The organism is Streptomyces sp. NPDC032822 (assembly GCF_055578825.1).
On record NZ_JBVIOL010000001.1, the window covers coordinates 502,656 to 524,029 of the forward strand.

20 protein-coding genes are annotated in these 21,374 nt (G+C 71.6%); 8 read left to right on the forward strand and 12 right to left on the reverse strand.

The genetic code is table 11. The features are described 5' to 3' along the window. Positions 1–7: 7 nt before the first annotated feature. Positions 8–298 carry a hypothetical protein gene (locus tag ACZ5VD_RS02505; RefSeq protein ID WP_468550439.1) on the forward strand — a complete coding sequence of 97 codons (291 nt, stop codon included), beginning with the start codon at positions 8–10 and terminating at the stop codon, positions 296–298. A 31-nt stretch (positions 299–329) separates the two neighbouring features. Here the strand turns inward: ACZ5VD_RS02505 and ACZ5VD_RS02510 are convergent, their stop codons facing one another. From ACZ5VD_RS02510 to ACZ5VD_RS02555, 10 genes are all read right to left on the reverse strand, one after another. Continuing rightward, the gene (locus ACZ5VD_RS02510; RefSeq protein WP_468680306.1) at positions 330–1,673 is read right to left on the reverse strand and encodes a hypothetical protein; all 1,344 of its coding nucleotides are present in this window, start codon (positions 1,671–1,673) and stop codon (positions 330–332) included. A 67-nt stretch (positions 1,674–1,740) separates the two neighbouring features. Beyond that, a complete protein-coding gene (locus tag ACZ5VD_RS02515) occupies positions 1,741–2,805 on the reverse strand; it encodes a glutamate ABC transporter substrate-binding protein (protein ID WP_468550614.1) in 1,065 nt (354 codons plus the stop codon). Between the two features lie 29 nt (positions 2,806–2,834). Continuing rightward, the gene (locus ACZ5VD_RS02520; RefSeq protein ID WP_468550437.1) at positions 2,835–4,253 is read right to left on the reverse strand and encodes a hypothetical protein; all 1,419 of its coding nucleotides are present in this window, start codon (positions 4,251–4,253) and stop codon (positions 2,835–2,837) included. A 608-nt stretch (positions 4,254–4,861) separates the two neighbouring features. Further along, entirely contained in the window at positions 4,862–5,857 is a 996-nt protein-coding gene (locus ACZ5VD_RS02525) for an N-acetylglucosamine kinase (protein WP_468680308.1), read from the reverse strand. Next, complete coding sequence (locus ACZ5VD_RS02530) at positions 5,848–7,113, reverse strand: 6-phospho-beta-glucosidase (protein WP_468680310.1); 1,266 nt, start codon at positions 7,111–7,113, stop codon at positions 5,848–5,850. Before ACZ5VD_RS02530 ends, ACZ5VD_RS02525 begins: the two co-directional genes overlap by 10 nt. Before the next feature lie 29 nt (positions 7,114–7,142). Next, the gene (locus ACZ5VD_RS02535) at positions 7,143–8,039 is read right to left on the reverse strand and encodes a carbohydrate ABC transporter permease (RefSeq protein WP_468550434.1); all 897 of its coding nucleotides are present in this window, start codon (positions 8,037–8,039) and stop codon (positions 7,143–7,145) included. A 2-nt stretch (positions 8,040–8,041) separates the two neighbouring features. Then, positions 8,042–8,983, reverse strand: coding sequence for a carbohydrate ABC transporter permease (locus ACZ5VD_RS02540; RefSeq protein WP_468680312.1), 942 nt, complete (start codon positions 8,981–8,983; stop codon positions 8,042–8,044). Next, positions 8,983–10,320, reverse strand: coding sequence for an ABC transporter substrate-binding protein (locus ACZ5VD_RS02545; protein WP_468680314.1), 1,338 nt, complete (start codon positions 10,318–10,320; stop codon positions 8,983–8,985). The genes ACZ5VD_RS02540 and ACZ5VD_RS02545 overlap by 1 nt, the downstream gene beginning before the upstream one ends. Before the next feature lie 118 nt (positions 10,321–10,438). Beyond that, positions 10,439–11,650: an ROK family transcriptional regulator gene (locus tag ACZ5VD_RS02550; protein ID WP_468680315.1), complete on the reverse strand. Its 1,212-nt coding sequence runs from the start codon at positions 11,648–11,650 to the stop codon at positions 10,439–10,441. Between the two features lie 300 nt (positions 11,651–11,950). Then, positions 11,951–13,051 carry a mechanosensitive ion channel family protein gene (locus tag ACZ5VD_RS02555; RefSeq protein ID WP_468680317.1) on the reverse strand — a complete coding sequence of 367 codons (1,101 nt, stop codon included), beginning with the start codon at positions 13,049–13,051 and terminating at the stop codon, positions 11,951–11,953. A gap of 338 nt (positions 13,052–13,389) precedes the next feature. Between ACZ5VD_RS02555 and ACZ5VD_RS02560 the strand changes: the two genes are divergently transcribed. The 5 genes from ACZ5VD_RS02560 (at position 13,390) to ACZ5VD_RS02580 (ending at position 17,147) form a co-directional block, all read left to right on the forward strand. Then, a complete protein-coding gene (locus ACZ5VD_RS02560; protein ID WP_468550429.1) occupies positions 13,390–13,926 on the forward strand; it encodes an HNH endonuclease in 537 nt (178 codons plus the stop codon). Positions 13,927–14,332: 406 nt separating this feature from the next. Next, a complete protein-coding gene (locus tag ACZ5VD_RS02565; RefSeq protein WP_468550428.1) occupies positions 14,333–14,587 on the forward strand; it encodes a hypothetical protein in 255 nt (84 codons plus the stop codon). Then, entirely contained in the window at positions 14,588–16,684 is a 2,097-nt protein-coding gene (malQ, locus tag ACZ5VD_RS02570; protein WP_468680319.1) for a 4-alpha-glucanotransferase, read from the forward strand. After that, entirely contained in the window at positions 16,681–16,866 is a 186-nt protein-coding gene (locus ACZ5VD_RS02575; protein ID WP_468680321.1) for a hypothetical protein, read from the forward strand. The genes malQ and ACZ5VD_RS02575 overlap by 4 nt, the downstream gene beginning before the upstream one ends. 47 nt (positions 16,867–16,913) lie before the next feature. Further along, positions 16,914–17,147: a hypothetical protein gene (locus ACZ5VD_RS02580; RefSeq protein WP_468550613.1), complete on the forward strand. Its 234-nt coding sequence runs from the start codon at positions 16,914–16,916 to the stop codon at positions 17,145–17,147. Between the two features lie 87 nt (positions 17,148–17,234). On the opposite strand, the gene ACZ5VD_RS02585 is transcribed toward ACZ5VD_RS02580, so the two are convergent. After that, the gene (locus ACZ5VD_RS02585) at positions 17,235–17,873 is read right to left on the reverse strand and encodes a TetR/AcrR family transcriptional regulator (protein ID WP_468680323.1); all 639 of its coding nucleotides are present in this window, start codon (positions 17,871–17,873) and stop codon (positions 17,235–17,237) included. A gap of 114 nt (positions 17,874–17,987) precedes the next feature. Between ACZ5VD_RS02585 and ACZ5VD_RS02590 the strand changes: the two genes are divergently transcribed. Then, complete coding sequence (locus ACZ5VD_RS02590) at positions 17,988–19,538, forward strand: FAD-dependent monooxygenase (protein WP_468680325.1); 1,551 nt, start codon at positions 17,988–17,990, stop codon at positions 19,536–19,538. 71 nt (positions 19,539–19,609) lie between these two features. On the opposite strand, the gene ACZ5VD_RS02595 is transcribed toward ACZ5VD_RS02590, so the two are convergent. Beyond that, on the reverse strand, positions 19,610–20,122 hold the full coding sequence (locus tag ACZ5VD_RS02595) for a MarR family winged helix-turn-helix transcriptional regulator (protein WP_468680327.1): 513 nt from the start codon (positions 20,120–20,122) through the stop codon (positions 19,610–19,612). Positions 20,123–20,267: 145 nt separating this feature from the next. Between ACZ5VD_RS02595 and ACZ5VD_RS02600 the strand changes: the two genes are divergently transcribed. Continuing rightward, complete coding sequence (locus ACZ5VD_RS02600) at positions 20,268–21,269, forward strand: EamA family transporter (protein WP_468550418.1); 1,002 nt, start codon at positions 20,268–20,270, stop codon at positions 21,267–21,269. Positions 21,270–21,374: the final 105 nt, after the last annotated feature.

The following is a 21,374-nucleotide window of genomic DNA, read 5'->3' on the forward strand; positions in this document are numbered from 1 at the left end:
CCGGTTCGTGGGCCCGCCCGACACCGAGCGCGACAGGCGGCCCGACACCGAGCGCCGGGACTTCGCCGACTGCGACGTCGTACCGCGCGTACTGCGCGAACCACGGCTGCTGGCACGGGAACCGGTACTGCCCGACGAGCCCCGGCCGCCGGCCGTGATCCCGGTGGGCGGCGAACCGACCATCCCGGTCGACGAGACCACCGGGGCGAGACCGCAGGTGTCGCAGTACAGCTCGCCGCCGCCCACGTCCTCGTACGAACCCTCGCAGCCGGGCCGCTGGCAGGGCTGTTGTGCCTGACTCATGACGCCACCGTCCCCCTCTTCGTCACTCACGCTCCGGCCCCCCTGCCGTCCCCGCCGTTTTCGGGTTCGCCCGGCTGCTCCGGCACCCGCGGGGCGGCCAGCAGTTCGCGGGCCGCGTGCTGATAGCGCAGCACGGCCTGTTCGGCGACCCGCAGATCGCAGGGCGCGCTCCACAGCATCCGCCGGGCCGCGTCGTACCGCTCCACCAGGAACGCGTCCTCCGCCAGGCCGTGCCGGGCGACCTTCGCCTTGTACGCGTCGAGGCGGCCGCGCAGCTCCGCACGGACCGCCAGGGGCTGGGTGACCGCGGACAACGACTCGCGGGCGCGCAGCAGTTCGTCCTCCGCCTTCTGCTCCAGGGACTCCAGGAGCGGTGACAGGCGGTGCCACTGGGCGTGTCTGCGGTACTCGGCGGCCGTCGCCAACTGCTCCTGGAGGACCGTCGGCGGGCCGCCCACCACCGGCACCTCCGTGGCGGCGATCTTCGCGAGGACCTCGCCGCGCGCGCTGCGGGCCTCGGCGAGGGTGCGGTCCGCGCGCGAGAGGACGTCCCGCAGCCGCACGAGCCGGGTCTCCGCGTCCTGCCGGACCGTCAGCACGGCGTCGATCTCACGGCGCACATCCTCCAGGGCGCGCGCCTCACGGTCGTACACCGTGGTGTCGGGCCGGCCGCCGCCCGGTGCCGAACTCCCCGGCGTGGGCACCCAGAACGCCAGCGGATCCGACACCACCTGCTCCCGCAGACGCGTCAGCGTGCCCGTGATGTGCTCCAGGTCGTCGCCCGCCGGGTGCTCGCCCGGACGGACCCCCACGGAGTGGGCGAGCGTACGGGTGCGCCGGAGCTCCGCCGCCAGCAGGTCTATCCGGGCGGGCAGCGCCGACCAGACCGCGTCGGACGCCACGACCATGTCCAGCGAGGTCGCGTACAGCTCGTTCATCCGGTCCACCAGCGTCACCAGCGAGAACCGCTCGCTCAGCTTGCTCGAACCGCCGTGCAGGGTCGGCGCGTTGGCCGTCGCCGTGGCGGACCCCGCGACCGTGACGGACTCGCCGCGCAGCAGCTCGGTCAGCTCCACCAGGTCCTCGCGGCTCGACCAGCGGCGGCGGGAACGGATGCCACGGGCGGAACGCAGGGCATCGGTGTAGGCGTCGAAGTACGCCCACAGCAGGGTGATCGACGCGTCCGCGGCCCGCCAGCGCTCCTTGGTGACACCGGTCAGCTCGGCGCCTTCGAGGAGCCTGCGGCCCGCGTGGTCCTGGAGGGCGAGGAGCGAGGTCTCGATGGCCTCGTACTCCGCGCCGAGCCGCGCCAGCGCACGGTCCACCTCGTCCCGGTCCATCACCGGCCCGGCGGGGTCCGTGACGCCCATCGATCACCTCTCGATACGTAGTGTGCGGGCAGCTTTTGAGGTGCCGTCAGCAGGCGTGGACGTGTGGTCAGCTCGTGCGCAGATACTCCGGTGCGGGCGGTTCCGAGGTCGAGGAATCCTTGCCCAGTGTCGCCGAGAGCCACCGGTCGTACGACGCCTGCCAGCCGTCCGCGGTGTCCTTGCGGTAGTCCACCAGGATCTGGTTGACCCGGCGTACCAGATCGTCGGCGTCCTTCTTCATCGCCACGCCGTAGTACTCGTCGGTGAAGGCCTCGCCCTTCAGCTCCACCGTCGGGTCCTGCGCGGCCTGGCTCGCGGCGAGCGCGCCGTCCGTCACCACGGCGTCCACCTCGCCCAGTTGGAGCCGCACCAGACAGTCCAACTGGTTCGGGACCGTGGTCCGCAGATCGGCCGACGCGGCCAGGTCGCCGTCCTTCTGGGCGTTGACCAGGGCCGTGTTGGCGGTGGACCCCGTCGCCGTGCAGATCCGCTGCTTCGCCAGCGAGCCGTCGTAGCCCGTGATCGTGGACGACTTGGCGGCCAGCACCTGCTGGCCCGTCTTGAAGTACGGTGCGGAGAAGGCGACATCGGCCAGCCGCGCGCAGTTGATCGTCATCGTGCGGACCACCATGTCGACCCGGCCGTCCTTGATCGCCGGGATGCGCTGGTCGGTGGGGATCGCCTTGAACTGGACCGCGTTCGGATCGCCCAGTATCTCCTGGGCGATCCGGTGCACCAGGTCGATGTCGAAGCCCTCAAGAGCCGCGTCCTGGCCGCTGTTGGGGTCGCGATAGCCCCACCGGTAGCTGTTCTGGTCGACGCCCACGATCAGCTTGCGCTTCTCGCCCACCCGGGCCTTGATCGCGTCGATGGTGCCGCCGTCCGCGCTTGACGGGGACAGCGTCTGCTTCTCGGGGGCCTTCGCCATCGCGTCCGTGGTGCAGCCCCCTTCGGCGCGTGCCTGACTGCCGTACGCGAGCCCCGGGCCGCCGGTGCCCGTGCTGCCGTCACCACCGCCCTGCCCGATCACCGGCAGCAGCAGCGCGAACGTCAACGCCAGGGCGCAGACGACCGCCATCGCACCGACCCCGCCCCAGCCCTTCAGGCCGGCCCGCGGACGTCGTTCCCGCATCCACCGCCGCATCATCACACCCCCTCCTCTCACCGGTACTCCGACAGCCTGCGGCCGAGCCCCAGGACCGCGCCGGCCGCGCCCAGCACCGCGAGGACGGCAGCACCCACCGTCAGCCCGGTCATCGCGTCCAAGCCGTTACCCGCAGCCTGCTCGAACTCGGTGTTCTCATGCGCGAGTGCCTGGGCGAGGTTGGCGTCGACACTGTCGAAGCACGCGCCGGTGGCGTCCTTGCCGCCTATCACCCGGTCCAGGGCGGCCTGGTAGTTGCCGTTCTCGTCCTGGGTCCGCGCCTCGGCGTGACGCTTCTTCCACTCCGTCATGTTGCCCACGGCCTCGGTCACCGGCTGCTCGCCCGTCTTGTCGTCGGCGAGCTTCTCCGCCTCGGCGAGGCCCTTGCCGAGGGTGTCCATCTCCTTGCCGAAGTCGTAGTCGTAGGCGTCGTACGTCTTGCCGCCCACGGCCACGGTCTCGGCGCCGCGGGCCACCAGCGTCAGGTTCTCGTTGCCCCGCGCCTTCAGGGAGGCGATACGGGCGTCGTGCAGGACGTTCAGTGAGCGGACGCCGTGGTCGTAGGAGTCGTCCAGCGCGGCGCGGGCGACGCTGTGGCCGACGATCAGCCAGAGCAGGACCACCGTGGTCGTGGCGGTCGCCGCCACCAGGCCGTGGTTCAGGACCCGGTTCGTCCGCCGGTAGTTGCGGTGCTGCGCCCAGGCCAGCGCGGCGAGCGCGAGGACGCCGAGGCCGATCGCCGCCCAGGGGTAGGGGGTCGCGTCCGCGTAGTCGGCGCGCAGTCGGTCGTTCTCCTTCTTGTAGAGATCCTCCGCCTCCGGGAGCATCTCCTCCTGCATCTTCTCGTTCGCGTACCGCAGGTACGCGCCGCCCACCGGGAAGCCCTGGCGGTTGTACGTCCGCGCCCGCTCGACCAGGCCCTTGTACTCCGGCAGCAGCTTGTTCAGCCTCGCCACGGTCGCCGCGGCCGACGAGTTCGGGTCGGAGTTGGCGGCGGCCTGGACCAGGCCCTCGGCGGCGGCGTCGATGTCCTTCTCGTACCGGTCGCGGGTGGCGGCCGTCTCCTGGCCGCCGGCGAGGAAGCCGCTGGAGGCGGCGGTGTTGGCGTCCGCGAGGGAGCGGTATATGTCGGCCGCGGCGGAACTCAGCGGCTGGCTGTTGTTGAGGACGTCGTCGGCGGCGGTCGAGCGGTCGGCCATCTGCCAGGCGGTGACGGTGCCGAACACGACGACGAGGAGGGCTAGGACGGCGCCGATGATGCGCAGGCGGCCGGGTTCGGTGGTCGCGGCGGCGCGCAGGCGGTCGACGCCCTCGGCGAAGGCGGTTCTGCGGGGTGCGGGTGGGGTCGGCGGGGCCGGTGGGCCGGGTGGGGCCGGTGGGGGAGGAGAGGTTCCGTTTCGCGTGGGTGGTGTGGATTGCGGTGGAACCGCCGGCATTGTGGGCATGCCGAGTGCCGGTGGTGCCGCGCTGTTTTTCGGCGGGTGTGTCACTTGACCTCCCCCATGGTCATCCGTCGGCGCAAGTATCGCTGCCGGGACTGACATCCGCACCGGCCTTGGGGGGATCTTGATCGGATCGCAGTGTGCCCCCTGCTCATGAATACGCCGGCGGAATCGCTTCGGTTCCCTCGGGTGTGGGTTGCGGGGGGTGTTGCGGGGTTCGCCGCGGGGTTCGTTGTGGGGGCCGCTGCGGGGTTCGTTGTGGGGTCGGGGTCGTGGCGGTACGGCGAGCCCGCCGCGGGTCGCGCCCCTCTGCCCGCTGCCACAGTGGGCCGGTACTGGGACCAGCTAAGCGGCGGGCTTCGCCGCACCGCCACGACCCACTCCGGTGCGTTGGCGGCTGCGGGTGCCAGGTGCCAGGTGACAGGTGCCAAATGCCGGGTGCCAAATGCCGGGTGTCGGGTGTCGGAGGCTGGGGGGTGGCTGCCGGGAGGCGTGGGGCTGTGGGTGACGTCTGGGGGTGTGGCCCGTAGGGGCGGTTACTTCTTGGCGGACCGGGGTGGGGGGTGGGTGGGCGTGGGGCCGGGGGGCTGGGGGCGGGGCCCTCAGGCGGCCTGTGGTGGTGTCGGGTCAGGTTCGAAGTGGGTTCGGGCTCGGGTCTGGGCCTGGCTGGTCGCGCCGGTTCGGTCCAGGCCCAGTAGGGCCGCGCCCAGTACGGGGCTCGCGGTGACCACCTGGGGTACGGCCTTGGGGGCCCGGGTCGCCAGGAGATCGCGTATGCCGTCGGTCAGTCGGGGCTGGTGTGCGGCCAGGACTCCGCCGCCCAGGAGGACGGGTGTCTCCTCCTCCAGGAGGTCGAGGCGGGTCAGGGCCACCGTGGCCATGGTGACGACCTCGTCGGCCAGGCGGTCGACCAGTGCGCGGGCGGTCGTGTCGCCCGAGTCGGCCGTCGTGAAGAGGACCGGGGTCAGTTCGTGCCGGCGGGACTGGGGGATCCGGTCCAGGTGCAGCGCCTCCACCAGGGCGTACACGGAGGGCAGGCCGAAGTGGGCCGGGAGGGTGTCGGAGAGGGCGGTCGGGGCGCCTCGGCCGTCCTCCGCGCGGGAGGCGTGCCACAGGGCCTCCTCGGCGAGGCCCCAACCGCCGCCCCAGTCGCCGGAGATGCGGCCCAGCGCGGGGAAGCGGGCGGTGCGGCCGTCGGGGCGCATGCCGACGCAGTTGATGCCGGCGCCGCAGACGACGGCGACACCGCGGGGTTCGGTGAGGCCGGCGCGCAGGAGGGCGAAGGTGTCGTTGCGGACCTCCACACGCGCGCCCCACGCGCGCGCGTGCAACGCGGCGGCCAACCGCTCCTCCTCGACGGGGAAGTCGGCGTTGGCCAGGCAGGCGGAGACGTGGTCGACCGACGTCACTCCGGCGCTGGTGAAGGCCCGTCCCACCGCGTCCGCGACCTTGTCCACCGCCGCCTCCACACCCACCACGGGGGGTCGGAACCCGCCGCCGCGGGCCGTGGCGAGGACGGTTCCGTCGGCCGCCACGACCGCGACGTCGGTCTTGCTGTTGCCCGCGTCGACGGCGAGGACGCTTGCGGTCAGGCCCACGCGAGGTGCTCCCGGTTGTGCGCGATCAGCTGGTCGGTGAGGGTCTCGGCGTACTCGTACTGGCCGACGAGGGGGTGCGAGAGGAGGGTCTTGAAGACGCGCTCCCGGCCGCCTCGCAGGGCGGCGTCCAGGGCCAGGTCCTCGTACGCCGTCACCTGTGCCATCAGGCCGGCGTAGAGGGGGTCGACGGGCGGTACGGGCAGGGGTGTGGTGCCCTTGCGGTCCACCGTCGCCTGTACCTCGATCACCGCGTCGTCGGGGAGGAACGGGAGGGTGCCCCGGTTGGGGGTGTTCACCACCTGGTACGGGCTGCCGCCCCCGCCGAGCAGTCCGGCCGCCAGGTCGACCGCCGCCTCCGAGTAGTAGGCGCCGCCCCGTTCGGCGAGCAGCTCCGGCTTCTCGTCCAGGGCGGGATCGGCGTACATCTGGAGGAGTTGTCGTTCCATCGCCGCTACCTCGGCTGCCCGGGGCGGCCTGGTGCGGAGTTCCCGTACGACCTCGTCGTGCGCGTAGTAGTAGCGCAGGTAGTAGGAGGGGACGACGCCCAGGCGGTTCAGGAGGGGGCGGGGCAGGTGCAGGTCCGCGGCGATCGTGTCGCCGTACGCGGAGAGGAGCGCGGGGAGGATGTCCTCGCCCTCCGGGCCGCCCAGGCGTACTCCCGTCTCCCAGGTGAGGTGGTTCAGGCCCACGTGGTCGAGATGGACCTCCTGGGGGGCGACGCCGACCAGGCCCGCGAACTTCCGCTGGAAGCCGATCGCCACGTTGCACAGGCCCACCGCCTTGTGGCCGGCCTGGAGCAGGGCGCGGGTCACGATCCCCACCGGGTTGGTGAAGTCGATGATCCAGGCGTCCGGGTTGCCGCGGCGGACCCGTTCGGCGATGTCGAGGACCACCGGCACCGTGCGCAGCGCCTTGGCCAGGCCGCCCGCGCCGGTCGTCTCCTGGCCGACGCAGCCGCACTCCAGGGGCCAGGTCTCGTCCTGCCGGCGGGCCGCCTGGCCGCCGACGCGCAGTTGCAGCAGTACGGCGTCGGCGCCTTCGACGCCCGCGTCGAGGTCGGTGGTCGTGATGACGCGGGCCGGGTGGCCCTGGCGGGCGAAGATCCTGCGGGCCAGGCCGCCCACCAGGTCGAGACGGTCCGCCGCGGGGTCCACGAGGACGAGTTCCTCGACGGGCAGTGTGTCGCGCAACCGGGCGAAGCCGTCGATGAGTTCGGGGGTGTAGGTCGAGCCTCCGCCGACCACGGTGAGTTTCACTGCGGGGTTCCTCGCTTCCTGGGGTGTCCTCACCCCTTTACTCCGGTGAGCGTGACGCCCTCGACGAACGCCTTCTGGGCGAAGAAGAACACGAGGATCACGGGGGCCATGACCAGCACGGTCGCGGCCATGGTGAGGTTCCAGTCGGTGTGGTGCGCGCCCTTGAAGGACTCCAGGCCGTAACTGAGCGTCCAGGCGCCCGGGTTCTCGGACGCGTAGATCTGCGGGCCGAAGTAGTCGTTCCACGCGTAGAAGAACTGGAACAGGGCGACTGCCGCTATGCCCGGTTTCGCCATCGGGAGGACGACCCGCAGGAGAGTGCGCAGGTCCCCGCAGCCGTCCACCTTCGCCGCGTCCAGGTACTCGTTCGGGATCGTCATCAGGAACTGGCGGAGGAGGAAGATCGAGAAGGCGTCGCCGAAGGCCATCGGGATGATCAGCGGCCAGAGGGTGCCGGACAGGTCCCACTGCTTCGCCCAGAACAGGTACATCGGGATGACGACGACCTGGGGCGGCAGCATCATCATCGAGATCACCAGCATCAGGGACAGACTGCGGCCCCGGAAGCGGAACTTGGCGAGCGCGTAGGCCACGGGGATCGACGACACCACGGTGAGGACGGTGCCGGCCCCCGCGTACAGCAGGGTGTTCTTCCACCAGGTCAGGAAGCCGGGGGTGTCGAAGACCTTGGCGTAGTTGCCCCACTCCCAGGTGCGCGGGATCAGGTCGCGGCTGAGGGCCTGGGAGTCGCTCATGAGTGACGTCAGGAAGACGAACACGAAGGGCAGGGTGAAGAAGAGGGCCGCGGCGACGCCGAGGGAGTGGATCGCGATCCATTCGAGGACGGTCCGGCGGCGGGCCGTGCGCTCGGCGGGGGAGGGCGGTGTCCCCCGCAACTCCACGGGCTTGTCCAGTACTTGGGTCATGGTCAGTCACCTGCCTGGATGAGGCCGCCACGGCGTCGCATCAACAGCCCGGTGAACGCCATCGACAGGGCGAAGAGGACGAGTGCCACCACGCACGCGGAGCCGTAGTCGAAGCGCTGGAAGCCGAGGTTGTAGACGAGTTGGGGGAGGGTGAGGGTCGACCTGTCGGGGTAGCCGGGTTCGAACTGGGTGCCCGCGCCCTGGATGACGCCCGAGGCGACCTTCCCGGCGATCAGGGGCTGTGTGTAGTACTGCATGGTCTGGATCACGCCGGTGACCACGGCGAACATCACGATCGGCGAGATGTTGGGCAGGGTCACGAACCGGAACCGCTGCCAGGCCGAGGCGCCGTCCAACTCGGCTGCCTCGTACTGCTCCTGGGGTACGTCGAGCAGCGCCGCCATGAAGATGACCATCAGATCGCCGATGCCCCACAGGGCGAGCAGGGTGAGGGCCGGCTTCGACCAGGACGGGTCGTTGAACCAGCCGGGCGCCGGGAGACCGACGCTTTCCAGGATCGAGTCGACCGGGCCGGTGCCGGGGTTGAGGAGGAAGGCGAAGGCCATGGTCGCCGCCACCGGTGGGGCCAGGTAGGGGAGGTAGAAGAGGGTGCGGAAGACGCCTGTGCCCGTCTTGATCTTCGTGATCAGGAGGCCGATGCCCAGGCCGAAGAGGACCCGGAGGGTGACCATGACCACGACCAGCCACAGGGTGTTGCGGAGGGAGGGCCAGAAGAAGGGGTAGTGCTCGAAGACGTACGTCCAGTTCTTCGTTCCGCTCCACGTCGGCGGGTTGAAGCCGTCGTAGTGCATGAACGAGAAGTAGACCGTCGAGAGGAGGGGGTACGCGAAGAAGACCGTGAACCCGATCAGCCAGGGCGACATGAAGGCGGTGGTGCGCAACGCCGCCCGGCGGCGCTTGGAGGCCAGGGTGAGGGTGCTCATCACTTCGCCTGGGCGATGTCCGTGTCGATCTGCTTCGCGGTGCTCGCCAGGCCCGACTTGAGGTCCTCGGCCTTGCCGCTCTCGTACTCGTAGCCGAAGTTCTGGACCGTCGTGAGGTACACCCCGCCGTTGACGGAGGCCGGAGCGGTCGTGGAGTTCGGGTTGGCGGCGATCTCCAGGAACGTCCTGAAACGCGGGTCGTACTTCAGGTCCGGCGATTTGAGGGCCGCCAGCGTGGACGGCACGTTGTGGATGGCGTTGGAGAAGCCCACCACCGCGGCCGTGTCGGTGCTGATGTACTTGACCAGCTCCCAGGCCGCGTTCTGCTTCTTGCTGGTCGCGGCGATACCCGCGATGGTGCCGGTGATGTAGCCCTTGCCGTACTGGTCGGCCTGATCGTCGGGGACGGGCAGCGGGGCGACGCCGATCTCGAAGTCCGGCTTGGCGTCCAGGGCCATGCCCAGGCGCCACTCGCCGTCCAGCTGCATGGCGACCTGGCCGGTCTGGAAGGGGTGCTTGGGGCCCCACTCGTCGCCGAGCGTCGAGCGGTACTTCTCCAGCCGCTGGTAGCCGCCGAGTTGGTCGACCAGCTTCTTCTGGAGGGTGAAGGCGGCCGCGACGGCCGGGTCCGTGCCGACGGTCGACTTGCCGCTGGAGTCGAAGTACGTCGGTGAGAACTGCCCGAGGTAGTGCTCGGTCGTGGTCTCCCAGCCGTGGTAGTTCGGCATGAAGCCGAGCTGCTTGTAGCCGTCGCCGTCGGAGACCGTCAGCTTCTTGGCGTCGGCCTCGAACTCCGACCAGGTCTTCGGCGGGGTCCTGATGCCGGCCTTCTCGAAGGCGGTCTTGTTGTAGTAGAGGCCGTAGGCGTCACCGAGGAGGGGAACGCTGCACCGGTTCCCCTCGAACTGGGTGTACTCGTTCATCGCCTTCGGGAAGGTCTTCTCCGGGTCGACGCCCGCCTTCTCGAAGAAGGGGTTGAGGTCGACCAGCGCCCCCGACGAACAGAACTTGCCGACGTTGTTGGTGGTGAACGACGAGATCACGTCGGGTGCCTTGGCGCCGCCCGTCCTGAGTGCCTGGTTCATCTTGTCGTCGGTCATGTTGCCGACGATGTCGACGTGGATGTTGGGGTGCGCCTTCTCGAAGCCGGCGACCAGCGCCCGCACGGCCTTCGCCTCGGCGGGCGCGCTCCAGGCGTGCCAGAAGTTGATGGTCGTGTCCTTGGAGGCGTCGTCGCTCGCCCCGGAGTCGGACTGGCCGGTACAGGCGGTGGCGAGGAGGGCGAGGACTACGGAGGCGGAGGCAGCGAGCGCGACTTTCCTTGACATTCCGGGCATGGCGGGGTCTCCCAAGGGCAGGGCGGGGTGAGGTGGTGGGTGTGCGAGAGGTGAACGCGGGGGTGAAAACGCAGGGGTGAAGCGGGTGCGGGTGCGAGCAGGGGTGCGGGTGACGGGTTCAGCGGGAGGTGTCGAAGACCTCGTCGCGGGTGGCGGCCAGCGCGTTCTCCAACGCGCCGCGCAGCACGGGGTGTTCACGGACGTCGCCGACGACGAGCCGGGGCCGGGGTGCCGCCAGCTCCTCCAGTTCGGCCTGGACCAGGGCGCGCAGCGGTTCCCCGCCCGAGGTGAGCGAGGCGCCGCTGAGGACGACGAGTTCGGGGTCGAGGACGGAGACGAGTGAGGCGAGACCGGTGGCGAGGTGGGTCGCGTAGGCCTCCAGGAGGCGCCGGTGGGGGCCGTCGTCGGCTTCGGCGGCACGGGCGACGAGGGCGGCGGCGACCTCGGCGTACGGGCCCGACGGGATGTCCTCGACGCCCAGTTCACGGGCCAGCCTGGGGATCGCCTGCGAGCCGGCCAGCTCCTGGTAGCCGCCGCTGCCCGTCTTGCCGACCTGCCGGACCAGGGGGGTGCCCGGCACCGGGAGGAAGCCGACCTCGCCGGCGCCGCCGGTCCAGCCGCGGTGCAGCCGGCCGCCGAGGACCAGGGCGGCGCCGAGGCCGCCCTCGCTCCACAGCAGGACGAAGTCGCCGTAGCCGCGGGCCGCGCCGAGCCGCTGCTCGGCCACCGCGACGAGGTTCACGTCGTTCTCGTACTCGACCGGCATCGGCAGGGCGGCGGCGAGCTCGTCCAGTAGTGCGGGGGAGTGCCAGCCGGGCAGGTGGGCGGCGTAGCGCAGCCGGCCGGTGTTGGGGTCGAAGGCGCCGGGGGTGCCGATGACGAGCCGGTGGACGTCGTCACGGGCGAGCCCCGCGGCCTTGACCGCGCCGTCCAGAGCGTCGGTGACCTGCCGGACGACGGGCTGGGCGGGGCGTCTTCCCGGGGTCGGGAGTTCGTACGCCCCCACCGTGCGGCCGGTGATGTCGGCGACGGCGGCGCGGACGCGCTCGGGGGTGACGTCGAGCCCGGCGGCGTACGCGGCACCCGCGTTGACCTCGTACAGCTGGGCGTTGGGCCCCGGGCGGCCCTCGCTGGTGCCGGTCGCCAGGACCAGCCCCGACGCCTCCAGACGGGCCAGGAGCTGGGAGGCGGTCGGCTTGGAGAGGCCGGTGAGCTTGCCGATCCGCGTGCGGGACAGCGGCCCGTGCTCCAGGAGGAGGTCCAGGGCGGCACGGTCGTTCATGGCACGCAGAACGCTGGGGGTGCCCGGCGTACCGGAGGTTCCTGCCATGGGTGTCGACACCTGCCTTTCGGCTGTCCAGGTTCCCAGTGATCAGGTCGGGAAGTCCATCGGAGCCTGTCCCGAGTGATTGTTAGGAAGGTTTCCTGTTGGATGGCCTGGACCATAGGCCGAGGGGGGAGGGGGCGTCAAGGGAGAGCCCCCGCGGCAACAGAGTCGTTACCTGCGGGGGCTGTGCGGGAGGGATGTGAGGGCTGCGAGGGGTGCGAGGGGCGTGGGCGCCGGGTCGGGGGCGCGGCGGGCGAGGCCCGGCCGCCACAGGGCAGCGGCCGGGCCGGCCCGCTACTTCGACTACTTCGACACGCTCGGCGGCGTCAGCGGGGTCGCCGCCTGGGCCTGTGGGGAGCCCGTGTTGGAGTACACCGACGGGGCCGCCATGCCGGCCGTCGGGTCGGCGTCCGGGTCGAGGGACAGGGGGACCGTCGGGCCGCCGACGATCTGGATGCCCGCCGCGTCGAAGGCGTGCTTGATGCGCCAGCGCAGTTCGCGCTCCACGGTGAGCGCCTTGCCGGGCATGGTCTTGGCGGAGACGCGGACGACCATCGAGTCCAGCAGGACGCTGTCCAGGCCGAGGATCTCGATCGGGCCCCACAGGAGCTCGTTCCAGGGCTCTTCCTTGCTCATCTTCTCGGCGACCTCGCCCAGGGTGCGCCTCACCTTGTCGAGGTCCTCGCCCGAGCGGACGGTGACGTCGACGCCGGCCGTGGCCCAGCCCTGGGAGAGGTTGCCGATGCGCTTGACCTCGCCGTTGCGGACGTACCAGATCTCGCCGTTGTCGCCGCGCAGCTTCGTGACGCGCAGGCCGACCTCGATGACCTCGCCGGAGGCGACGCCCGCGTCGATGGTGTCGCCCACGCCGTACTGGTCCTCCAGGATCATGAAGACGCCGGAGAGGAAGTCCGTCACCAGGTTCCGCGCGCCGAAACCGATCGCCACGCCCGCGACACCGGCGGACGCCAGCAGCGGGGCCAGGTTGATCTCGAAGGTGCCGAGGATCATCAGGGCCGCGGTGCCGAGGATCAGGAAGGACGCCACCGAACGCAGCACCGAGCCGATCGCGTGCGAACGCTGGCGGCGGCGCTCCACGTTCACCAGCAAGCCGCCGAGTCCCGAACCGTCGACCGACTGACCCGAACGGTTCATGCGGTCTATCAGCTTGGTGATGGACCGTCGCACCGCGACTCTGAGCACCGCCGCGATCACCAGGATCAGCAGGACTCTCAGACCGATCGCCAGCCAGGTGGACCAGTTCTGCTCGATCCAGCTGGCGGCGTTCGTCGCGCTCTCCTGGGCGTCCTGGAGCGACGGCACCGCCGGAGTGGTCGTCTCCGAGGGAGAGGGGGACGGCGACGGTGAGCCGGTGGCGGCGAGCAGGACGGCGGACAAGGACACGGCAGGTACCTCCAGGTGTAGCGGTCCGCCCCTCCGGCAGCGGTCAAGGTCTTCAGGCGCGTTTCTAGGTCACGAAAAGGTCACCGGCGGGGCAGGCCCACCACACTATCGGGGCATCGTGTGTGGATCGTTGCAATGTTCGAGGGAGAGACCACTCTCACCTGGGGATGAACAGGTGGGATGAACAACTCGTGATCCTGGGGACGCCGTAGATGTGGTCGAAAACACTCTCAGCCCGTTACCGGCACATGGTGGCGCTTCCCGCAGGCATGAGGGGAGACTGACTACGCATCGTCCCGGCGCGAGCCACGCGCCGCCGGCGTCCAAGGAGGCCATCCGTGCCGCATGTCCTGGTCCTGAACGCGTCGTACGAGCCACTCGGCGTCGTACCGCTCCGCCGCGCGCTCATCCTCGTTCTGGAGAACAAGGCCGTCTCCCTTGAGGAATCCGGCGCTTTCCTGCACAGCGCGACCGTCACCCTCCCCGCACCCAGCGTGGTCCGGCTCAAGCGATTCGTCCGGGTCCCCTATCGGGGGCCCGTTCCTCTGACCCGCCGGGCGCTGTTCGCCCGCGACGGGGGCCGGTGCATGTACTGCGGTGGCGTCGCAACCAGCGTCGACCACGTCATCCCGCGCAGCCGCGGGGGCAAGCACGTCTGGGACAACGTGGTGGCCTCGTGCCGCCGCTGCAACCACGTGAAGGCCGACCGTCATCTCGTCGAGATCGGCTGGCGGCTGCGCCACAAACCCGCCCCGCCCACCGGCCTGGCCTGGCGCATCATCGGGACCGGCCATAGGGATCCGCGCTGGTTGCCGTACTTGCAGCCGTACGGCGCGGACGACGCCCTGGCCCGGATCGACGGCATTTCCGCCTGACGACGATCCGGGCTTTTGCATACCCGCCGCCCGTCACCCGGTGTCACCGACGGCCCCACGTCCCGGACGTGGGGCCCCTCAAGGTTCCCTCGGCAGGCTCCCTCAGTCGGGCGTCCGATCCGCGCCCGACCCGCGTGTGGCGTGCGGCGTCCCGCCCGCCACGAAGAGCACCCGCGCCACGGCCCCGGCGTCCGCCTTCGCCTCAGCGCCGCGTCGCCCGGCACGGCCGCGCCCGTGACCCCCTCGTCGCCGAGAGTGGCCGCCGTGTGATGTTTGCCCCAATCTGGAGAGGCCGCGACCGAACAGAATGTGACGAGCGGCACGTTGTTCCCTTCTGTACGTCTGCCACCGCGACCGCTGGGTAGGGCTGCGATAACCGATCGTCGTCCTCGACAAGGAGGCCCCCGTGGCCGCATCGGCTCACCTTCTGCTCTCGGCCCTCTCCAAACCCGAGGCGGAGCTGTCCGCCCCGCCCGAGCTGTTCGCCCCGTCCGAGTTGCCCGACCCCTACTTCTGTGTGTTCAGCGCGGAGGGCGCCTGCGCCGAGGCCCCCCTCACCAGCGAGCCGCCTCTGCCGGACGCCGAACCTCTCACCAGCGAGCCGCCGCTCGCCGACGCCGCTCCTCTGACCAGCGAGTCCGACGCGCACGCGGAGCCGTAGATGACAGCGCCCCGGCCGGCCGAGCCCCCTTCCGAGGATCTGTCCCGGCTCGCCGCGCTGTACGGCGTCGCCACCTCCTACAGCCCCTCCCCGGACCGTGCGGTCGCGGCCTCCGCGCTCGCCGTCACCCGGGTCCTGGCCGCCCTCGGCGTGGCCGCGGGCACTCCCGCAGCCGTCTGGGACGCCCTCGCCGCCCGCGAACGGGAACTGCGCGAACGGCTGCTGCCGCCGACGGTGGCGTGCTGGAGCGGCGGCGGCACCCCCGCCGCCCTCGACGCCCTCCCGCCCGGCACCCGGCTGCGCATCGAGACCGAACAGGGCGAGACCCGCGCCGCCGCCGACCAACTCCCGCCCGGCATGCACCGGTTGACCGCCACCGCCCCCGACGGCCGCACCGCCCACGCCCACCTGGTCGTGGCCCCGCCCCGGCTGCCCGCGCCCCGAGGCCGCTCGTACGGCCTCCTGGTCCAGCTCTACTCCCTGCTCTCCCGGCGCTCCTGGGGCATGGGCGACCTCGGCGACCTCGCCGAACTGACCGCCTGGGCCGGCCGCGCGCTGGGCGCCGGATTCATCCAGGTCAACCCGCTGCACGCGGCCGTCCCCGGCGCCCCCACCGACCCGTCCCCCTACCGCCCCTCCTCACGCCGCTTCCCCGACCCGGTGCATCTGCGCGTCGAGGACATCCCCGAGTACGCCCAGGTCGCCGACCGCGAGTCGGTGCGGGCGCTGCTGGAGCGGGCGGAACGGCTGCGCGCGTCCGTGCTGGAGAAGGGCGCGCTGATCGACCGGGACGCCGTATGGGAACTCAAGCGGGAAGCGCTGGAGTCGGTACGTCAGGTACCGCTCGGGCCGGGCCGCCGGGCCGCCTACGTCGACTATCTCGCCGAGCAGGGCGAGGCACTGGAGGACCACGCCACCTGGTGCGCCCTCGCCGAGGTGCACGGCTCCGACTGGTACCGCTGGCCGGCCGGACTGCGCGACCCCCGTTCCCCCGAAACCGCCCGCGCCCGCGGGGAGTTGATGGACCGGGTCGACTTCCACACCCGCCTCGCCTGGCTCACCGACACCCAGCTCACCGCCGCCCAGCGCGCCGCCCGCGAGGCCGGTATGCCGGTGGGAGTGGTCCATGACCTCGCCGTCGGGGTGCATCCCGGGGGCGCCGACGCCTGGGCCCAACAGGCCTACTTCGCGGCCGGCATGTCGGTCGGCGCACCCCCGGACGCCTTCAACGCCCGCGGCCAGGACTGGGGTCTGCCACCCTGGAGGCCGGACCGTCTCGCCGAGTCCGGCTACGCACCCTTCCGGGCCCTGCTGCGGGCCCTGTTCCGCTACGCCGGCGCGCTGCGCATCGACCACGTCATGGGCCTGTTCCGACTGTGGTGGGTCCCGCAGGGCGAACTGCCCACGCAGGGCACCTACGTCCGCTACGACGCCGAGGCGATGCTCGCCGTCCTGGTGCTGGAGGCCTCGCGCGCCGGGGCGGTCGTCATCGGCGAGGACCTCGGCACGGTGGAACCCGGCGTCCGCGAAACCCTGCGCGAGCGGGGCGTACTCGGCACCTCGGTGCTGTGGTTCGAACGAGACTGGGAGGGCGACGGCCGCCCCCTGCCCCCCGACCACTGGCGCGCCGACTGCCTGGCCACCGCCACCACCCACGACCTGCCGCCCACCGCGGCCCGCCTCACCGGCGAACACGTCGAACTCCGCGACAGTCTCGGCCTGTTGACCCGCCCCCTGGACGAGGAACGGGCCGAGGCGTCGGCCGACACCGCGGAGTGGCTCGCCCTGCTCGCCCGGCTGGGCCTCCTGCGGGGCACCGGCGGCGGCATCGACACACTCGCGGAGGAGGCCGAGATCCAGGCCGTCCACCGCTACCTCGTGCACACCCCGGCCCGCATGGTCGGCATCTGGCTCCCCGACACCATCGGCGACCGCCGCCCGCAGAACCTGCCGGGCACCTGGGACCAGTACCCGAACTGGCGACTGCCGATCGCCGACGCGGAGGGACGGCCGGTGACCCTGGAGGAACTGGCGGCCTCACCGCGACTGCACGCGCTGATCGATGTCCTCCGCCAGTCCACGAGCGTCACCCCGTGAGCGTGAGCGTGGACGGGCGGCGGGTGATGGGCGTGGGCGTGGGCGCGGTGGTGGGGCGGGGCAGGCATCGGGTGGTGGCGGGTGGTCGGCCCTTGTCGGCGGCCCCGTCGGTGGTCCCGTTCGCCTCGTACGGCACCCCGGACGCGCGCCCCTTCGGACCGTTCGCTACTTTGGCCCTGTGAAGAAGAACGCCCTGCGCGCCGGCGCCCTGGCTGCCGGTACGACGCTGATGATGCTGCTCATGTCGTCCCCCGCGCTCGCGCTGACCCGCGACGACGGTGACGACCCCGGCACCGGACTGAGCGTCATCGAGACGCTGGGTCTGTTCGTGGTGGCCCCGATCGCCCTGTTCGTGGTCATCACCGGACTGGTGATGGTCCTGGACAAGTCGCACGTGTCGCACCGGGTGACCGTCCCCAAGGCCAAGCCCACGGCCAAGACCGAGGTCGGCTCGAAGGCCTGACCCGGCACGCTCTCCGAGGGCGCCACCCCGCCGTACGCGGCCGGGGTCGGCGCCCTTGTCGCGTTCGGCCTGGTGGCGTGCCCGGCCTCAGGGGCTCGACGCCGTCAGGTACCGCTGCACCGTGGGTGCCAGCCACGCCACGATCTCGTTCGGGTGCAGCGCCACGGCAGGCGGAATCAGGAGCACGTACCGGGTGAGCGCCAGCCCCAGCAACTGGGTCGCCGCGAGGGCGGCCCGCGTCGGCACCTGCTCCTGGTCCGGGCAGACCTGACGGGTGACCGGCAGCAACTGGTCCCGGAAGATGCCCTGCATCCGCTCGGCCCCGGCCCGGTTGGTCACACCGACCCGCAGCAGGGCGGTGAGAACCTCGTTGTCCTCCCACATGTCGAGGAAGTGCGTCACCAGTACCCGGCCGACGTCCTGCTGAGGCAGCGTGGCCAGCTCCGGCAACCGCAGATCGATGGCGACGGCCGCCGCGAACAGGCCCTCCTTGTTGCCGTAGTAGCGCATCACCATCGACGGATCGATGTGCGCGTCCTTGGCGATGGCCCGGATGGTGGCCCGCTCGTACCCGTCGGCCGCGAAGCGCTCGCGGGCCGCGGTGAGGATCGCGTTGCGGGTGGTGTCGGAGCGGCGTGAGGGAGCGGAGGTTGAGGAGACGGATGTGGCAGAGGAGACGGAGGTGGCAGAGGTGGCAGAGGTGGCGGGAGTGGTGCCTTCGGTCATGCCAACGATCGTAGGCCAACGGGCGTAGGCCAACAAGTGTTGACGTGTGCGGTCCGGCAGGACTATCTTCGTCAACAAGCGTTGGCAAACAGTTGTTGGCATCAGGAGGCCGTCATGAGCAGCCCGAGCGACACAAGCAGCCCGAGCAACACGAGCACCTCCACGATCGTCGTCGGCTCCGGCCCCACCGGCCTGCTCCTGGCCGGTGACCTCGCCACCGCCGGCGTCCCCGTCACCCTCGTGGAGAGGCGTCCGCACAAGATCGGCAACCTCTCCCGCGCCTTCGTCCTGCACGCCCGCACGCTCGAACAACTCGACGCCCGCGGCCTCGCCGACGAGCTGGAGGCCCTCGGCCGCCCCCTCGACCGGCTCCGCCTCTTCGGTCGGCTCACGGTCGAACTCGACACCCTCCCCTCCCGCTTCAACCACCTCCTCGTCCTCCCGCAGTACGAGGTGGAGAAGGTGCTGGAGCGACGGGCCGTCGAGGCGGGGGTGGAGTTCCGCTACGACACCGAGGTGACGGGCCTGACCCAGGACGCGGACGGCGTGACGGTGGAGGTCCGCGACCGCAGGGGCGAGCCCGGCGACATCGGGGCGACCGGCGTGACCGGAGCAACCGGCTCGGTCGGTGCGACCGGCGCGGTCGAGGTGCTGCGCGCCGCGTACGTCGTCGGCACCGACGGCATGCGCAGCACCGTGCGGAACGCGATCGGGCTGCCCTTCCCCGGCCGGTCGGTGATCCGTTCCGTCGTTCTCGCGGACGTCAGGCTGGCCGAGGAGCCCGACAGCCTGCTCACGGTCAACGCCGCCGGTGACGCCTTCGCCTTCCTCGCGCCCTTCGGGGACGGCTACTACCGCGTGATCGGCTGGAACCGGGCCCGCGACGTCTCCGACAGCGAGCCCCTCGACCTGGGCGAGGTCAAGGAGGTCACCCGCCGCGCCCTCGGCCGGGACTACGGGATGCACGACGCCCGCTGGATGTCCCGCTTCCACAGCGACGAGCGCCAGGCGCCCGCCTACCGTGTCGGCCGGGTCTTCCTCGCCGGTGACGCCGCGCACGTCCACACCCCGGCCGGCGGCCAGGGCATGAACACCGGCCTCCAGGACGCGGCCAACCTGAGCTGGAAGCTCGCCCAGGTCGTCGACGGCCACAGCGACCCGTCCCTCCTCGACACCTACCAGGCCGAACGCCACCCGGTCGGCAGGTCGGTGCTCCGCAGCAGCGGCGGCATCGTCCGCCTCGCCATGGCCAAGCACCCCTGGGAACTGGCGCTGCGGGCGGCCCTCACCACCTTCCTCGACACCGTCGCCCCGGCCCGCCGCAGGGCGACCGGCCAGATCACCGGCATCGGCTTCCGCTACGACGCCCCGAAGGGCTCCCACCCCCTCGCCGGCACCCGGGCCCCGGACGTCGCGCTGTCCGACGGCAGCCGCCTCTACGAGGCCCTGCGGGGTGGCCGGTTCGTACTGATCACGCCGACCGGACACACGCAGAGCCCCGCCCACAAGGACCGCCTGGTCGTGAAGCACTGGGCGAGCGACCGCCGCACGACCGTCCTGGTGCGGCCCGACGGGTACGTGGGCTGGGCGGCGGACGAGACGCCCACCGGGACGATCGAGGCCGCGCTGGCCGAGTGGGTCGGACCGACCGGGTCCGCCGGATAGATCGAGTGGGTCGGACGGGCCGAGTCGGTCGGACGGACCTCGTCCGGCCGGCCGTCCGGCCGTCCGGGGTTCTACGTCTGTGCGTTGGTCGTAGCGTCGAGCAACTCCCGCAACAACTCGGCCAGTTGGTCGGCCCGTTCGTCGCTCAGGCCGGTCTTGAGGGCCTCCGTCTGGACCGCCAGGCCCGCGCCCACCGCCTCGTCGACGAGGGTGAGCCCCTTCTCCGTCAGGGTCACGTGCAGGCCGCGGCGGTCGTGGGGGTCGGGGGAGCGGCGCAGCAGGGCCGCGCGTTCGAGTTTGTCCAGGCGGCCGGTCATGCCGCCGGTGGTGAGCATCAGCGTGGCGGAGAGCCGGCGGGGGGAGAGGGTGTACGGCTCCCCGGAGCGGCGCAGGGTGGCCAGGACGTCGAACTCGCCGCGGGAGATGCCGAGGGCCGCGTACGCCTTCTCCATGCGGTCGCCCATCGTGCGCGAGAGCCGGTGGATCCGGCCGAAGACCTCCATGGCCGCCGTGTCGAGGTCGGGCCGCACGGTGGCCCACTGCTCGATGATCGCGTCGACCGGGTCCTTGCGCTGTGCACTCATGCGAGGAGTATCCGCCGGGTTCCGGTCGCCCGCAAGAAAGTGACTTGACTGTAAGTTGCTTAGCGCTAAGCTAGTCAGTGTTGAGTCAATCGGCGTCGAGTCGGCGCAGGCGGCGATCAAGCCGTCCTCCGGGAGGGTGTCGGTCATGAAGCGGTCCACGACCGTCCTGTTCACCGCGTTGGCCCCCGTCTCCTGGGGCACCACGTACGCCGTCACCACCGAGTTCCTGCCGGCCGACCGGCCCCTGTTCACCGGTCTCCTGCGCGCCCTGCCCGCCGGTCTCGTCCTGCTGGCCATCGCCCGGGTGCTGCCGCGTGGCGCCTGGTGGGGGAAGGCCGCGGTGCTCGGGGCGCTGAACATCGGCGCCTTCTTCCCGCTGCTGTTTCTGTCCGCGTACCGGATGCCCGGCGGCATGGCGGCCGTCGTCGGGTCGGTCGGGCCCCTGTTCGTCGTGGGTCTGTCGGCGCTGCTGCTGGGGCAGCGGCCCACCCCGCGGAGTGTGCTGACCGGCCTCGTGGCCGCGTTCGGCGTGAGTCTGGTCGTGCTGCGGGCGGCCGGGGCGCTCGACACCGTGGGGGTGCTCGCGGCCCTCGCCTCCACCGCCTCGATGTCCGCCGGGACGGTACTGACCAAGCGCTGGGGGCGTCCGGCCGGCGTGGGTCCCCTCGCGCTCACCGCCTGGCAGCTGACCGCGGGCGGCCTGCTCATCGCGCCCCTCGCCCTCCTCGTCGAGGGGGCACCGCCCGCGCTGGACGGCCGGGCGGTCGGCGGCTACCTCTACCTGGCGCTGGCCAACACGGCGGTCGCGTACTGGCTCTGGTTCCGCGGCATCGGCAGGCTCACCGCCACCCAGGTCACCTTCCTCGGCCCGCTGTCACCGCTGACCGCCGCCGTGGTCGGCTGGGCGGCGCTCGGACAGGCGCTCACGCCGATGCAGCTCGCGGGTATGGCGCTCGCCTTCGGGGCGACGGTGTTCGGGCAGCTCGGAGGGGGTGGGCGGCCCGGACGGTCGGGGCCGCGTACCCGCCTTCGATCGTTCGGCCCTGGTGCGGGTGAAAGCGCGGGTGAAGGTGTGGGCGCAGGTGTAGGTGTAGGTGACGCCCGGACGGAATCGATGGATCTGACCGGTCCGGCGCTGCGGCGTTAGGGCGGGAGCCGCGTCGGCGGTAGGACCGCCCACGCGCTCGGGGGCGGCGTACGAAAGGGGCGTCCGGTGTGGCACCGGACGCCCCTCGTCGTCGTACGAACCGCT

Bases quoted from the DNA above. Each gene is read 5' to 3' on its own strand.
- ACZ5VD_RS02510 (WP_468680306.1), bottom strand. From the start codon at position 1,673: ATGGGCGTCACGGACCCCGCCGGGCCGGTGATGGACCGGGACGAGGTG.
- ACZ5VD_RS02515 (WP_468550614.1), bottom strand. From the start codon at position 2,805: ATGCGGGAACGACGTCCGCGGGCCGGCCTGAAGGGCTGGGGCGGGGTC.
- ACZ5VD_RS02520 (WP_468550437.1), bottom strand. From the start codon at position 4,253: ATGCCGGCGGTTCCACCGCAATCCACACCACCCACGCGAAACGGAACC.
- ACZ5VD_RS02535 (WP_468550434.1), bottom strand. From the start codon at position 8,039: ATGACCCAAGTACTGGACAAGCCCGTGGAGTTGCGGGGGACACCGCCC.
- ACZ5VD_RS02540 (WP_468680312.1), bottom strand. From the start codon at position 8,983: ATGAGCACCCTCACCCTGGCCTCCAAGCGCCGCCGGGCGGCGTTGCGC.
- ACZ5VD_RS02545 (WP_468680314.1), bottom strand. From the start codon at position 10,320: ATGCCCGGAATGTCAAGGAAAGTCGCGCTCGCTGCCTCCGCCTCCGTA.
- ACZ5VD_RS02550 (WP_468680315.1), bottom strand. From the start codon at position 11,650: ATGGCAGGAACCTCCGGTACGCCGGGCACCCCCAGCGTTCTGCGTGCC.
- malQ (WP_468680319.1), top strand. From the start codon at position 14,588: ATGACAGCGCCCCGGCCGGCCGAGCCCCCTTCCGAGGATCTGTCCCGG.
- ACZ5VD_RS02580 (WP_468550613.1), top strand. From the start codon at position 16,914: ATGATGCTGCTCATGTCGTCCCCCGCGCTCGCGCTGACCCGCGACGAC.
- ACZ5VD_RS02585 (WP_468680323.1), bottom strand. From the start codon at position 17,873: ATGACCGAAGGCACCACTCCCGCCACCTCTGCCACCTCTGCCACCTCC.
- ACZ5VD_RS02590 (WP_468680325.1), top strand. From the start codon at position 17,988: ATGAGCAGCCCGAGCGACACAAGCAGCCCGAGCAACACGAGCACCTCC.
- ACZ5VD_RS02595 (WP_468680327.1), bottom strand. From the start codon at position 20,122: ATGAGTGCACAGCGCAAGGACCCGGTCGACGCGATCATCGAGCAGTGG.
- ACZ5VD_RS02600 (WP_468550418.1), top strand. From the start codon at position 20,268: ATGAAGCGGTCCACGACCGTCCTGTTCACCGCGTTGGCCCCCGTCTCC.